This window comes from Flavobacterium odoriferum, from assembly GCF_025499515.1.
GTDB lineage: Bacteria > Bacteroidota > Bacteroidia > Flavobacteriales > Flavobacteriaceae > Flavobacterium > Flavobacterium odoriferum.
The window spans coordinates 85,139-99,561 of record NZ_JAMKFA010000010.1 but is presented as its reverse complement, the minus strand read 5'-3'; the positions used below and the strand labels follow the sequence as shown (position 1 = coordinate 99,561).

Sequence of the window (14,423 nt, the reverse complement as noted above, 5' to 3'; positions counted from 1 at the left end):
GACAATTATTATTTTATAAAACCATTTTTTCAATTGGGCAAACTAAAATCCCTTCGGCTCCAGCTTCTTTTAGTTGGTCGATGACTTCCCAAAATTTATCTTCATCAATTACGGAGTGAACACTACTCCAACCTTCTTCTGCTAATGGCATAACTGTTGGACTTTTCAATACAGGAAGAATTTTACTGATTTCTACGATTTTTTTATTTGGAACATTCATTAAAATATATTTTGATTTTCTTGAACGTAAAACCGCTTGAATTCGGAATTGAAGTTTTGATACTACTTGTTTGGCTTCTTCTGAAATTTGAGGAGAAACAGCTAAAACAGCTTCACTTTTTAAGATTACTTCTACTTCTTTCAAGCCGTTTTTAAATAAAGTACTTCCGCTTGAAACAATATCTACAATCGCATCTGAAAGTCCGATATTTGGGGCAATTTCAACCGAACCTGAGATTTGGTGAATGTCTACAGCAATTCCTTTCGAAGAAAAGTAATCCACAACCGTTTTTGGATAAGAAGTTGCAACGCGTAATCCGTTTAAATCTTGAATAGAATTGTAGTTGAAATTCTTTGGTACCGCTACCGAAACTTTACATTTGGAGAAACCTAATTTTTCTGCAATTTGAATATTTTGACCTTTTTCGACCAATAAATTATCACCTACTATAGCAATATCTACTACACCATCAATCAAATATTGCGGAATATCTGAATTACGTAAATAATACACTTCTAAAGGAAAATTGGAAGCGGTAACTTTGAGTTGGTCATTTCCATTGTACACTGAAATTCCACAATCTTTTAAGATTTGAATACTTTCATCGTGAAGGCGACCTGATTTTTGAATAGCAATTTTTAACGTGTTCATTTTAATTTTTTTAATTTTAAAATGAGTACACCAAGGGATTTTTAAAATACTAACTAACAAAAAACCCGCTTGATGTACTCAAACGGGTTTCTGATTTATATGGATTAATTACATAGCATCATTACTTCGCTTGAGCGGAGGTATGATGGTGATGATGTAATTGATTTAAAAACATAATTTCTGTTATTTTAACACTGCAAATGTAACGACTTAATTTTCGAATAAACAAAACTTTTTAAAAATTTATATTTTGTTTAATGATCATCGCCTTCTTCTATTTGGATTTCATTTTGAATGTCAGATGCTGTGTTTACAGTGTTTTCTCTAATCTCAGTATGACGAATTTCGCCACCTGAAGTTCCTGTTTGTTTTCCAAAAAACATACCCACAATTGCAACTACAACCGCTATGTAGGAAACAAAAATTGCTTTTGTATGGCTTTTATAATTTAAAAACAAGCCAAATAATGAGATAACACCTAATGCATATAAAACAATAGCTAATTTTTCTGCCATTTCTTCGTGTGTTTCAATAATTTGATCAGTTACAGAAGGTAATTTTTCAGCAATTTCTTCTGCTCCTTCTCCTGTTGCCATACTAACTGCGGCAAAAATTGCTCCTACAATAAATAAGCAATATGCTGTGTTTTTTACGGAATTATTTTTTAAAAATAATCCTGTAACTAAAATACCAAATCCAAGAATTATCCCAATAATTGGAAAATGGTTTACTACCATGTGTAAATGTGCGTCGTTCATATATAAATGTTTTAAAAGTTTATTAGTTTATGTTATACTCTAACCCCAAAAAGATAGCCAACAAGTGCCGATAAAACCATTGCAATTGTTCCCCAAATTGTTATTCTTAAAATTGCTGTTTTAATACTTGAGCCTCCTGTTTTTGCAGCAATACTTCCTAATACTATTAGAAAAATAATTGTAAAAGCATACAACCAATATTCCATGTTTTTTATTGGTGCAAAAAGTATCACTAGTAACGGCAAAACACCACCAACGGTAAATGCTGCGCCAGATGAAATAGCTGCTTGTATTGGATTTGCTTGGCTAATTTCGTTAATTCCTAGTTCATCTCTAATATGAGCCGCTAATGCATCTTTTTCTGTTAATTCGATGGCAACTTGCATTGCGGTTTCCTTTTTTAAACCTCTTTTTTCATATATTTGAGCTAATATTCTTAGCTCTTCTTCAGGCATTTCTGCTAATTCTTTAATTTCTCTTTCAATATCTGCTTTTTCTGTATCTGTTTGCGAACTAACCGAAACATACTCGCCAGCAGCCATTGATAATGCTCCTGCAACTAGTCCGGCAACTGTTGCTAATAAAATTGGTTCTCTAGTTGAACTTGCAGCGGCAACACCAATTGCTAAACTGGAAATAGAAATTATTCCATCGTTTGCTCCCAAAACTGCAGCTCGTAACCAATTACTTCTGTGTATGTAATGATTGTCTAAATAATTATCTATTGTTATCATTTGATTTGATTTTAAAATTTATGCAATAAATTGAAATTTTAATTAATTATATCAAATACTCCTTTTGTGAGTAATTTTGTTTCAGTATTAACATTATCATCAGGCATAATTTCAATGAATTTTTCTGATTTTTCACCTACCGTAACAGCAACTTTTTTGAATTTATAATCTGATGTTTTACTGTTTAAAACCAATACATAATGTTTGTCATTTTCTGTAATGATAGCATCAGATGGAACGCCAAATCCTTTTTTAGCATCTGTAATTATGTTAGCTTCAACAAACATTCCTGATAATAATTTTCCTTTTATTTCTGGTGATAGTGTACCAAAAACCGAAATAGTTCTGTCTTTACTTTCTATCGATTTTCCAACTAATTGTACGTTAGAACTGAATTGTTCTTTACTTGCTTCGGGTACTTTAAAATTGATTTTTTGACCTTGTTTTACATGTAAAATGTCTTTTTCAAAAATGCTTAAATTCAGGTGTAAATAATTGGTGTCTACAATTTCTAAAATAACATCTGATGGTGACATAAACATGCCAACATTTGCATTCATTACTGTTACATCACCTGAAATGGGTGCCGAAATTGTAATTTGTGAAGTAAATTTTCCACGCTCAACGTTAGCTGGATTGATGTTTAACAACACTAATTTTTCGCGTAAGCCTTGATACATTCCTTTTGCTTGTCGGTAATCACTTTCTGCTTTTAGATAGTTTTTTTGTGAAGTGATTTTTTCATTGTACAAGGTTTTCTGACGTTCAAATTCGGATTTCAAATAGTTAATTTGTTCGGCAACTTCTACATAATCCTTTTGTAAATCTAGATAATCGGTGTTTTCTAAGGTAATTAAAGCTTGTCCTTTTGCAACTTTATCACCCACTAATAATTTGGTAGCTTTTACATAACCGCCTAAAAATGTCGTTACTTTAGCTCTATATTGTGGTGGAACATCAATTTTTCCAGAGGATTTGACTGTAACTTCGAAATCTTGTTCTATTGGTGAACCAATTTCCATTTTTGAAGATTGAAATTGGGCTTCAGTCAGTGTAATCAATCCGTCATCAATTACTTTTTCTTCTGCAACTTCTTGTTTGCATGAAAATAAAAGTGATGCTATTGTTGCTATGTAAAATAGTTTTTTCATTTGTAAATTATTGTATGTTAACATATTGTAAGTCTAATTGTGTTTTGTTGTATTGATTTACGGCATCTAAATAATCAACCTGAATTGTGGTTGCATTTTCTAAACTTTGTATGAATTGAAAAAAATCAATTTCACCATGCTTGTAACTCATGTTGGCTACTTTAATAATCTCTTGAGAAACTTTTTTCCCATATTGATTATAGTAATCGATTGCTTGGTTATATTGCTCTAATTCGCTGTTTTTCTGATTGATGTGTGCATCAATCTTAATTAGTTCATGTTGTTTTTGTTGTTCCCATGCTTGTGTTTCTAATTTGGCAACTTTAGATTTAGCAACATTCCCATTAAATAGAATTGGAACAGCAATACCTACTTGAAATCCATATAAAGATTGCGAAATTCCGCTATTTCTTCCTTGAAAATATTCCACGTTTAAATCGGGTAACCAGTTCTGCTTTTGGAGTTTTTCACTAGATTTATATTTATTTGTAACACTTTCTAAATAAGAATTATACAATTCTTTACTTGAAGTGTTTATTACATTTTTTATTGGCTTAATTTCATTCGTTTTTACATTGATTTTCTCCTCAGATTGCACTAAAGTTTGTAATACTTCTAATTGTGCTTTTTTCTCTTTATCTAATTGCGAAAGTTTGGTTCTAATTTGTCTAAATTTTGCTTCAGCTGTTATTTTTTCCAAGTAATTGGTTTCGCCTAATTCAAATCTTCTGTCGCTTGCTTTAGAGAAATTTTGGTACAAACTATCTAAATAAAAATACAATTTTTCTTGATGTTGCACATATACGATTTGATGATATACTTTTGAAACTTCCAATTTGAGTTTGTTTTTCTGCAATTCGAAAGAAGACTTTTGACTTTCTAATTCGGCTTTATAGACCTTTTTTTGAGCACCATAAACCGTTGGAAAAGCAAATGATTGCTGCACTCCAAATACTTTTAAGGGTTCGTTATTTAGCGCCAAATTATTTTGGTCATAACTATAATACACATTCGTTTTATCAAAAGAATAAGCCGTTTTTATAGTTGCATTTGCTTTATCAATTTGCAATTGTCCAGCTTTTACTAATTTATTATTTTGCAAAGCTTTAGCCATAATTGAATCTAGTTCAGCATTATTTTCTTGAGCAAAACCAAAGCTTGTACCCAATAAGAATAGTAAAATATAAGTTCCGCTTACATGTTTTTTGAATTTTGGTTTTTTGAATTCTTTCTCATCAAAAACTTTGAATAAAATTGGCAATACAATCATTGTTAATAGTGTTGCTGTGAACAATCCGCCAATAACTACGGTAGCTAACGGGCGTTGTACCTCTGCTCCTGCCGATGATGAAATTGCCATTGGTAAAAATCCTAAAGCTGCGGCAGCAGCAGTTAATAAAACTGGTCGAAGTCTATCGGTGGTTCCTTTTAAAATTAGTTCGTTCATATCTTTCATGCCACTATGTTTCAATTCTTTAAAATGTTCAATTAGTACAATTCCGTTTAGCACTGCAATTCCGAATAATGCAATAAATCCAACGCCTGCCGAAATACTAAATGGTAAATCTCGCATCCATAAAAATAACACCCCACCTACTGCTGATAAAGGAATTGCAGAATACACCATTAAAGCTTCTTTGATGGATCCAAAGGCAAAATGCAACAAAATAAATATTAAAAATAAGGCAATTGGCACGGCAATTAACAATCGGGCTTTTGCACTTTGTAAGTTTTCAAATTGACCACCATAAGTAACGCGATAGCCTGTTGGTAAATCAATTTTTGTTTCGATAATTTGCTGCACATCATCAACAACACTTTGTAAATCGCGGTTTCTTACATTGATTCCTACAATAATTCTTCGATTGGTGTTGTCTCTTGAAATTTTAGCTGGTCCTTCTGTATATTCGATAGACGCTAATTCTCTTAACGGAATTTGCTCGCCATTTGGAGTGGAAACATATAAATTTCGCAAGTCTTCAATATCGGTTCTGTTGGTTTTATCTAATCGAATAACCATATCAAAACGTTTTTCACCTTCAAATACATTTCCAACGGTTTTTCCTGCGAAACCTAAAGCAATCATTTCGTTTAAATCGGCAATATTTAAGCCATAACGAGCAATTTTACTTCGGTCGTATTGGACGAACATTTGAGGTAAACCTTCCGTTTTTTCGATGATAATATCCGATGCGCCTTCCACATTTTTAATTGCTTTTTCGATTTCGTGTGCTTTTTTGGCTAAAATATCTAAATCTTCACCAAAAATTTTAATGGCCACATCGGAACGAGAACCCGAAATTAATTCGTTGAAACGCATTTCAATAGGTTGTGTAAATTCGATTTCCATGTTTGGAATTTTCTCTTCTAAAGCCGCTTTGATTTTATCAGCTAATTCATCTTTAGAATCAGCAGAAACCCATTCAGATTTTGGTTTTAATTTTACGATAATATCACTTTCTTCCATACTCATTGGATCGGTTGGCACTTCGGCAGCACCAATTCTACTGACTACTTGTGAAACTTCTGGGAAATTTTTAAGAATTATTTTTTCAATTTTGGTAGTCGTTTCAATAGTTTTAGAAAGTGATGTTCCTGTTTTTAAAACAGGTTGAATTACGAAATCACCTTCGTCTAACGTTGGAATGAATTCACCACCCATAGTTGCAAACAATCCAACGGCTAAAAACAATAAACCAACAGCTCCGTAAAGTACTTTTTTAGTGTTGCCTAAAGCCCAAGTAATTACAGGTAAATACCAAGAATTCAGTTTGTTAATTAACCGATTTGAAATTGATTTTGGGTTTTCTTCTTGCGGTTTTAAAAACAATGAAGCCACAACAGGAACGTAAGTAAAACAGAATAACATCGCACCAACTAAAGCAAAACTAAATGTCATTGCCATAGGTTTGAACATTTTTCCTTCCACACCAGATAAGGAAAGAATTGGAATAAATACGATAAGAATGATTAACTGCCCAAAAATAGCCGAATTCATCATTTTAGATGCACTTTTATAGGTAATTTGGTCAATTTCTAACTGACGTTCTTCTTTCGCTAAACCGACTAAATGTCTGGACTTATGAGCAATTTGGAAAGCAATGAATTCAACAATAATAACGGCTCCGTCGATTATGATTCCGAAATCTATCGCCCCTAAACTCATTAAATTGGCATCAATTCCGAAAATATTCATAAAGGAAATTGCAAATAACAAACATAGTGGAATTACGGATGCAACAACCAATCCTGAACGCCAATTTCCGAGCAATAAAACCACAACAAAAATTACGATTAAGCAACCTAAAATCAAGTTTTCAGCAACGGTGAATGTAGTTTTTCCTACTAATTCACTTCGTTCTAAAAATCCGTTGATATAAACTCCTTCTGGTAATGTTTTTTCAATTTCTGTAACTCTATGTTTTACATCTTCAATTACTTGTTTTGAGTTTCCGCCTTTTAGCATCATCACTTGACCAAGAACCTTCTCTCCTTCTCCATTTCCGGTAATTGCTCCAAAACGATTGGCATGACCAAATTGTACTTTGGCGATGTCTTTAATATATATTGGTAAACCAGAGTCGTTTTTAACGACAATATTTTCAATATCTTGGACGGAATTTACTTTTCCTTCGCCACGAATGAAATAACTTTGATTGGTTTTTTCAATATATGAACCACCGGCAATACTATTATTTTTTTCTAAAGCCGTAAACACATCAGTAGTAGAAATGTTCATTGCTTTTAAACTAGCAGGATTGATAGCAATTTCATATTGTTTTAAAAAGCCACCCCAAGTATTGATTTCAACTACACCTTTGATTCCTGATAATTGTCTTTTTACGACCCAATCTTGAATCGTACGCAAATCGGTAACTGAATATTGATTTTTGAATTCGGGTTTTACTTCTAAGGTATATTGATAGATTTCGCCTAAACCAGTTGTAATTGGTCCCATTTCTGGTGTTCCAAAACCTTCTGGAATTTTTTCGGTAGCAGTTTTAATTTTTTCAGCAATTAATTGTCTAGGTAAATACGTTCCGATTTCTTCTTCAAAAACAATCGTTACCACAGATAATCCGAATTTTGAAATTGAACGTATTTCGGTTACACCAGGCAAATTCGCCATTTCAATTTCAACAGGATACGTAATATATTGCTCGATATCTTGAGTAGAAAGATTGCGAGATGTTGTAATTACTTGAACCTGATTATTAGTAACATCAGGCACAGCTCCGATTGAAATTTGGAAAACAGAAAACAAACCAAATCCAACAACACCAAGTGTAAACAAAAGGACAATAAGTTTATTCTTTAAACTAAAGGCTATAATTTTTTCTAACATTTTAGTAAATTTTATAATTAAAAATAGTACTTATCTTTTTAGATAAACACAACTGAATCATTATAAATGAATCAATTATTAAAACAAAATATTAGAATAATTTAGGCGGTAACCAAATTGAAGCAATCAAATTGGATTTAAAAGATTTATTATAAAAGAATTTCTTTTGAGTAGAAATTAAAGGCTTAACAACTTGAATTTGATAGGTAATTATAGAAAATGCGAATAATGTGCTTGACGAATTATCCAATGTTTTAAAGGGTAAATCTTCGTGATCATGATTATTATCAGCGTTTTTAGAATAATGCGAAACAATATAATCAATAAATGAAATTGAATCTGTAGTTAATTCATTTTTATGCTCGTTGTAATGTTCTATTAAATTTGGAACTTTCAATAATTGCCCTATCGATGTGTTGGCACACATAAATACTGAAATTAGGAAATAGGCAATTAATTTGTTCATCTTATACAATTTGAGCATTTTATAAAAATACTAAAAACTACAATACAAATGTAAAGAATATAAAAAGGAAAAAACTTAAGAGCTACTTAAGTTTGGCTAAAGGGAAACTTAAAATAAAAGTGGTCCCTTGATTTAGCTTGCTTTCAACTGCGATTTCCAGTTTCAATAAATCGCAAAGTCGTTTTACAATAGACAAACCTAAACCAGTTCCTTTTATTTCTGCATGATTAGTAACATCAGAACGATAAAAAGAATTGAAAATTTTATCAATATCTACTGGTGAAATTCCAATCCCTTTATCTGCAATTGAAAATGATATTTGATTGTTGTTGTTTACTAAATTGATGTTTATTTCTCCATTTTTATTTGAATATTTTATGGCGTTGGAAATCAAATTACTGATTACAATAGAAACCAAATAATTGTCTGATTGGATATAAAAATCTTCTGAAAATTCAGTATTTACTTTGAGTTTTTTATTTTCAATTTTACTTGAAAAACGCGTTAAATTGTCTAAAATAATAGCATTTAAATAAATGGTCTCGTTTTTAATATTTTGTTTTTGGTTTTCAAATCGTGCCAAAAGTAATAATTGGTCAACCATATGATTCAAGCGATCGACTTCAGTAATACAAAAATTGATTTTTTCTTCATATTCTTTTTGATCTCTTGGTTTTCGTATCAATACCTCCATAGTGCCTTTCATAACAGCTAATGGCGTTCTTAACTCATGTGAAGCATCAGAAGTAAATTGTTTTTCACGTTCAATTGCATTTTCAACTCTATCTAAAAGATTATTGATGTTTTGCGATAAAACATACAATTCGTCTTTATTTACAGGAAGCGGAATTCGTGTTTTTAAGTTGTCTTTTGTAATTTGACTTGAAGTATCAATAATTGTACTCACAGGTTTAATGCTTTTTCCAGCAAAAAATCGAGCAATTAAAAAAAGCAAAATTAAAATTAAAGGATACGAAATTAATAAGATGTTTTTCAGAATTTGAACTATCTCAAAATCTTCTAAAGACATTGCAACTACCAAATAACCAACTACCTTTTCTTTATTAATAATTGGAGTTTGAATTTGTCGAATAGGAATTCCGTTTAATTTGGTGTCTGAAAATTTATTGTTTTTACTATTTTCTAATAATTCAACATTTGAATTTTTTAAATTAGGAGATTTGTCAATGAGTTGTTTATTATTATCATAAAATTCGACAAAAACAGGATTAACACTAATTGAATTGTGTTCTCTTGCACGCCATTGATCTACCTGAATTAAATAGGTATCATTAGAATCGGTAGAAACATCGTCTAAATGTTTGTACAATTCTTCCTGAATTTCTTCATTAATATGTTGATTTACACTATATTTTACGATGGTAAAAATTGAAAGAAAAACAATTGCAATAAGTATTGAACTACTAAGAATGTAGTTAAAAGCAATTCTATTTTTAAATGAAAAAGATAACATAATTAGCGTTCGATGGATTCAAAATTTGGTTCAATGTGTATTAAAACATGACCTAATTCTATTAATTTTTCCCGTAATGTGTCTTTGAGAATATGAGCAATATCATGACCTTCTTTTACCGATTTATTGCCATCAACCATTACATGAAGATCCACGTGGTATTTCATTCCGGCTTTTCTGATGAAGCATTTTTCGATACAAATTACACCAGAAACAGTTTGAGAAATTCTTTTTATTTCAGCTTCTAAATCATGATACAAATGTTCATCCATGATTTCACCTAATGCTGGTCTGAAAATTTTATAAGAGTTGTACAAAATTAAAAAAGAAGCCAACAAAGCCGCCCAATCATCAGCAGATTCGTAGCCTTTTCCAAAATACAACGCAATTGAAATTCCGATAAACGCTGCAACCGATGTTATGGCGTCGCTTCTATGATGCCAAGCATCTGCTTTTAAGGAACTACTATTGGTTTCAATGCTTTTTTTCATTACAATTTGAAACGAAATTTCTTTCCACAAAATAATAGCTCCTAAAACAAAAAGTGTGAATGGTTTTGGTAATTCGTGAGGAGTTCCAATGTTATGAAAACTTTCGTAAGCAATAACAGTTGCCGAAGTGATTAGAAACCCAACAACTAAAAACGTAATTAAAGGTTCTGCCCTACCATGACCATACGGATGATTCTTATCGGCAGGGCGATTAGAATATTTGATACCGAAAAGCACTAAAAACGAAGCAAAAATATCAGCAGTTGATTCAATTGCATCAGCAATCATGGCATAAGAATTACCAAAATAGCCTGTAATTCCTTTTATTAAAGCTAATAAAGTGTTTCCAATAATGCTAAAATAAGTGGCTTTTACAGCTGTTTCGGTTTTTGACATGCTAATTATCGTTTGCGATATATCCTACTCCTCTAATGGTTTTAATTAAGTCTTGATCTTTGGTTAAGTTTAGTTTTTTTCGAATTGCATTCATAAAAACATCAATAACACCTGTGTCGTATTCAAAATAAATGTCCCAAACATCTTCAATAATTTTGTTTCTTGTACAAACACTTCCTTTGTTTTTTATTAGATATTCTAATAATTCAAATTCGCGTTGTGTCAATGAAATTTCGTTATTATCTACTAAAACCTGAAATTTAGATTTATCAATTGTAATATTACCCAAAGTTAATATTTTTGCTTCGTCTTTTGCTCTAAAATGAATTTTAATTCGTTCTAAAAGTTCTTCAAACGAAAATGGTTTTTTGATATAATCATTTGCACCAGCCTTTAATCCTTCGATAGTTTCTTGAACCGTGTCTTTAGCCGTTAAAAAAATAATAGGCAAATTTGATTTTTCATTTCGAATGTTTTTGCATACTTCAATTCCTTGCATTTTTGGTAGCATCCAATCTAATAAAACTAAATCAACCGGAAGTTCTATTGCTTTTTTTAAACCATCAGCACCATCAAAAGCTGTAGAAATGGTGTAGTTTTCCTCTTCTAAACCTTGCTTTAGAAAATCTACAATTCCTTTTTCGTCTTCTACAATTAAAATATGCATAATAACTTGTTATTGTTGTACAAATTTAATTCCGAAACTAACAATATTTGCTTTTAAACCATCATTTCTATCGTAATGATTAAATCGTAAATCGATATTTTTTAGTCCAAACTTCCAAATTTTTGCATTGGTAAAAATGTCAGTATAACTGATGCCAATTCCGTATTGATGTGCCTTAAATGTTGACAAATCGTAATCAGAAGTATAATATTCATCAGTTGAAACATGACCTTTATATGGCGCAAAATATTTTGATTTTTGTTGCGAATAGTAACGGTACATTGGAATTACAGTAAATTTCTCGGTCAATTTATAAGGTAATTCAATATTTAGCGTATGCGATGTAATATCCCAATTATCGAAATAATAACGATAATAAGTTCTCAACGTTAATTTTTCATTCAAATAGAAATTCCATCGTGTACCGATTGGTAATTTGAATCTCGAATCTGGTAAACGCTCAATATCGTCTGCTAATTGGAATTCATTGATGAAGAAATCGCCTTTGTCAGCAAAATAAACACGTTGGTATGGTGTTGAAAGTAATCCATTTTGATATAAAACATCTAAGAAAAACGAACCTTGTATTTTTTTAGTTACCACTTGCGAAAAACCTAAACTCAATGCAAATGAATTTCTATTTTTTTGATCTTGAAATTTAAAATTAGTAGGGTTGTAAACTTCTGATGGAGATTGGTCTGGACCTGGTGTAATTACGAAATCGCTATAAATTCCTCCAATAGTTCCATTGAAATCAGCAAAATCTTGCAATTCTTTTGGATAAATAGGTTTCCAAGTGTCTAAATAAACGTTTGCAGCAACTGAAACTTCGGAGTTTTTCCCATTGAATAATCTTGAAACTCCACCACCAAAACCAATGGATGAATAATCGTATTCCACTGAACCCGAGATGTGACCATTCCAAATAGTGTTTCTATCATCAGAACTGTGACTATAATTTAAAACCAAAGACGTTAAAACATCTTGTGCCGAAGCTCCAGAACTCGCTTGCCATGGACTTGGTGTATTGCTATCAAACGGATTAATATTTCCAGACGAAGCCGAAGAATAGGCTGAAATTCCTGCATCAACAGTTAGTACGTCATCATCATTTAATGGAATTGCTACTACAAATGTTGGTGTAAGATTTGTTAATTCTTCCATACCTTTTCCACCAGAAACAGCTGAATGAATTCCATCTTGTTTGTAATAACTCATTAAAAAATCGACCTCGATAGATTCTAATACACGTTTTTTATACGCTACATCAGTTGAATCTTTCTCTTGAGAAAAACCAATTAGCGAACAAAATGCAAATAGTAGGGTTATTTTATTTTTCATTTTTCTCAATTAATTACATCCGCAACCACCACCTGTTTTTCCGCCATTTGCTCCAGAAGCCGCTTCGCGATACACTTGGAATGTAGTTTCAAAACGCTCTGAACTTCTGGCAGAAAGTTTCATTTCTGGATCATTGATATATTGTTTATCGTACTCTTTAACGGTGTTGCATGAAATAGCTGAAAAAACAACTATTACAACTAAAATTATCTTTTTCATTTACTGATATTTTTTAATGTCTATATTTTTTGATACGTGAATTGTGCCTTTATCATCAACAATAATGCAACCTATTCCGTTTAATTGATTGATTAAATCTAAACCAACTTCTACTCCTAAAACGAAAATTCCAGTGGCTAAAGCATCTGCTAATTCAGTTTGTTTTGAAAAAACAGACACACTTACAATTCCGCTTGCTGGATAACCTGTTCTTGGATCAATAATGTGCGAATAGCGTTTTCCGTTGAACGTAACAAACTTTTCATAACTTCCTGAAGTTTCGACCGCACTATCATCTAATGGAAACGTGGCAAATACTTTGTTTTTGTTCATTGGGTTTACAATTCCTACTGTCCAAAGTTCACCACTTGGTTGTTTTCCCCAAGTATTGATATCGCCTGAAACATTGACTATTCCACTTTTACACCCTTTTTCTTGAAGTAAAACTTTAATTTTATCTGCTATATAACCTTGACCAATTCCACCAAGACCTAACTTCATTCCTTTGTTTTTAAGGAAAATTGTGGTGTCTTTTGGATTTAGAATTATGTTTTGATAACCAACTCTTTCAACCGATTTTTTAATAGCTTCTGAAGATGGCATTTCCTTCATGCTTCCGTCAAATTTCCAAATTTTATCCATTGATGCATAGCTAATATCAAATGCTCCTGAAGTTAATTTAGAAATTTTTGTAGCTCTTTCAACCAAATCATATACTTCTTTATCTACTTTAACTGGAGTAATTCCAGCATTTTGATTCACTTTTGAAATTTGAGTTGTTGGAATCCAATCAGAAATTAAATTTTCAATTCGTTTTACTTCGGCTATAGCCAAATCAGTGTATTGATTTCCCTGAATTGAATCGGAAGCAACAACCGTAATTTCAAATGGACTTCCTAACAAATTTTGTTTTTTCTTAAAAATTTGTTGACCAAATGAACTACTTGTTGCTAAAGCAAATAAAAGAATCGTTACTACTCTCATTTTTTCTCTAATGCGTGAATCATTTTGATATATTCTTCTGGAGAAACGTTTTTAAATCCCATTTTTCCTAATACTTTTCCATTTTTATCCAAAACTACAACTAATGGAAAACTACCTTCTACGTTATATTTTTCGGCTAATTTTCTGTTATGTTCCGTTTGCTCTTTTGGTAATTCATTTGCTTTTTTTCTTGGAAAATTGGCTTTAACTAAAACCCATTCTTCTTTTGCCTCTTTTTTAAAAGCTTCTGATTGCCAAATATTTTTATCTAATTTGATACATGGCGCACACCAATCTGAACCTGAAAAAACGATTACTACATTTTTATCTTGTTCTGTTGCTATTTTTTTTGCTTCTTCAAAATTAGTTTGCCATTCTTGAGCAAAACTAAAACTGGATAAGAAAACGAAAGTTATTATTGCGATTTTTTTCATCTTTTTCATACTTTTTAATTCATTAACTATATGGAGAATAGCTTTTATAATTTTTACTTTAAATACTATTACAAAATAACAGCAAAAATGTT

13 protein-coding genes are annotated in these 14,423 nt (G+C 31.4%); all 13 read right to left on the bottom strand.

Annotation, left to right across the window (positions count from 1 at the left end; translation table 11 throughout):
* Positions 1-13: 13 nt before the first annotated feature.
* A complete protein-coding gene (gene hisG / locus M9Q43_RS08910; protein ID WP_262318583.1) occupies positions 14-871 on the bottom strand; it encodes an ATP phosphoribosyltransferase in 858 nt (285 codons plus the stop codon).
* Between the two features lie 254 nt (positions 872-1,125).
* Complete coding sequence (locus M9Q43_RS08905) at positions 1,126-1,629, bottom strand: hypothetical protein (RefSeq protein WP_262318582.1); 504 nt, start codon at positions 1,627-1,629, stop codon at positions 1,126-1,128.
* A gap of 32 nt (positions 1,630-1,661) precedes the next feature.
* Positions 1,662-2,363, bottom strand: a complete 702-nt coding sequence (locus M9Q43_RS08900; protein WP_262318581.1) for a VIT1/CCC1 transporter family protein — start codon at positions 2,361-2,363, stop codon at positions 1,662-1,664.
* Between the two features lie 38 nt (positions 2,364-2,401).
* Positions 2,402-3,514, bottom strand: coding sequence for an efflux RND transporter periplasmic adaptor subunit (locus tag M9Q43_RS08895; protein ID WP_262318580.1), 1,113 nt, complete (start codon positions 3,512-3,514; stop codon positions 2,402-2,404).
* A gap of 7 nt (positions 3,515-3,521) precedes the next feature.
* Entirely contained in the window at positions 3,522-7,859 is a 4,338-nt protein-coding gene (locus tag M9Q43_RS08890; RefSeq protein ID WP_262318579.1) for a CusA/CzcA family heavy metal efflux RND transporter, read from the bottom strand.
* A 91-nt stretch (positions 7,860-7,950) separates the two neighbouring features.
* Positions 7,951-8,325, bottom strand: coding sequence for a hypothetical protein (locus M9Q43_RS08885; protein ID WP_262318578.1), 375 nt, complete (start codon positions 8,323-8,325; stop codon positions 7,951-7,953).
* Positions 8,326-8,407: 82 nt separating this feature from the next.
* Positions 8,408-9,799 (bottom strand): HAMP domain-containing sensor histidine kinase, encoded by a 1,392-nt coding sequence (locus M9Q43_RS08880; protein WP_262318577.1) that lies wholly within the window; start codon positions 9,797-9,799, stop codon positions 8,408-8,410.
* 2 nt (positions 9,800-9,801) lie between these two features.
* Positions 9,802-10,686, bottom strand: coding sequence for a cation diffusion facilitator family transporter (locus M9Q43_RS08875; protein WP_262318576.1), 885 nt, complete (start codon positions 10,684-10,686; stop codon positions 9,802-9,804).
* A 1-nt stretch (position 10,687) separates the two neighbouring features.
* A complete protein-coding gene (locus M9Q43_RS08870; RefSeq protein WP_262318575.1) occupies positions 10,688-11,353 on the bottom strand; it encodes a response regulator transcription factor in 666 nt (221 codons plus the stop codon).
* 9 nt (positions 11,354-11,362) lie between these two features.
* Positions 11,363-12,694, bottom strand: coding sequence for a DUF3570 domain-containing protein (locus M9Q43_RS08865; RefSeq protein ID WP_262318574.1), 1,332 nt, complete (start codon positions 12,692-12,694; stop codon positions 11,363-11,365).
* Between the two features lie 9 nt (positions 12,695-12,703).
* Positions 12,704-12,913, bottom strand: a complete 210-nt coding sequence (locus M9Q43_RS08860) for a DUF4266 domain-containing protein (RefSeq protein WP_262318573.1) — start codon at positions 12,911-12,913, stop codon at positions 12,704-12,706.
* Complete coding sequence (locus tag M9Q43_RS08855) at positions 12,914-13,897, bottom strand: FAD:protein FMN transferase (RefSeq protein WP_262318572.1); 984 nt, start codon at positions 13,895-13,897, stop codon at positions 12,914-12,916.
* A complete protein-coding gene (locus tag M9Q43_RS08850; protein WP_262318571.1) occupies positions 13,894-14,331 on the bottom strand; it encodes a thioredoxin family protein in 438 nt (145 codons plus the stop codon). Before M9Q43_RS08850 ends, M9Q43_RS08855 begins: the two co-directional genes overlap by 4 nt.
* Between the last annotated feature and the right edge of the window lie 92 nt (positions 14,332-14,423).

Bases quoted from the DNA above. Each gene is read 5' to 3' on its own strand.
- hisG (WP_262318583.1), bottom strand. From the start codon at position 871: ATGAACACGTTAAAAATTGCTATTCAAAAATCAGGTCGCCTTCACGAT.
- M9Q43_RS08890 (WP_262318579.1), bottom strand. From the start codon at position 7,859: ATGTTAGAAAAAATTATAGCCTTTAGTTTAAAGAATAAACTTATTGTC.
- M9Q43_RS08865 (WP_262318574.1), bottom strand. From the start codon at position 12,694: ATGAAAAATAAAATAACCCTACTATTTGCATTTTGTTCGCTAATTGGT.
- M9Q43_RS08855 (WP_262318572.1), bottom strand. From the start codon at position 13,897: ATGAGAGTAGTAACGATTCTTTTATTTGCTTTAGCAACAAGTAGTTCA.
- M9Q43_RS08870 (WP_262318575.1), bottom strand. From the start codon at position 11,353: ATGCATATTTTAATTGTAGAAGACGAAAAAGGAATTGTAGATTTTCTA.
- M9Q43_RS08905 (WP_262318582.1), bottom strand. From the start codon at position 1,629: ATGAACGACGCACATTTACACATGGTAGTAAACCATTTTCCAATTATT.
- M9Q43_RS08880 (WP_262318577.1), bottom strand. From the start codon at position 9,799: ATGTTATCTTTTTCATTTAAAAATAGAATTGCTTTTAACTACATTCTT.
- M9Q43_RS08885 (WP_262318578.1), bottom strand. From the start codon at position 8,325: ATGAACAAATTAATTGCCTATTTCCTAATTTCAGTATTTATGTGTGCC.
- M9Q43_RS08850 (WP_262318571.1), bottom strand. From the start codon at position 14,331: ATGAAAAAAATCGCAATAATAACTTTCGTTTTCTTATCCAGTTTTAGT.
- M9Q43_RS08900 (WP_262318581.1), bottom strand. From the start codon at position 2,363: ATGATAACAATAGATAATTATTTAGACAATCATTACATACACAGAAGT.
- M9Q43_RS08875 (WP_262318576.1), bottom strand. From the start codon at position 10,686: ATGTCAAAAACCGAAACAGCTGTAAAAGCCACTTATTTTAGCATTATT.
- M9Q43_RS08895 (WP_262318580.1), bottom strand. From the start codon at position 3,514: ATGAAAAAACTATTTTACATAGCAACAATAGCATCACTTTTATTTTCA.
- M9Q43_RS08860 (WP_262318573.1), bottom strand. From the start codon at position 12,913: ATGAAAAAGATAATTTTAGTTGTAATAGTTGTTTTTTCAGCTATTTCA.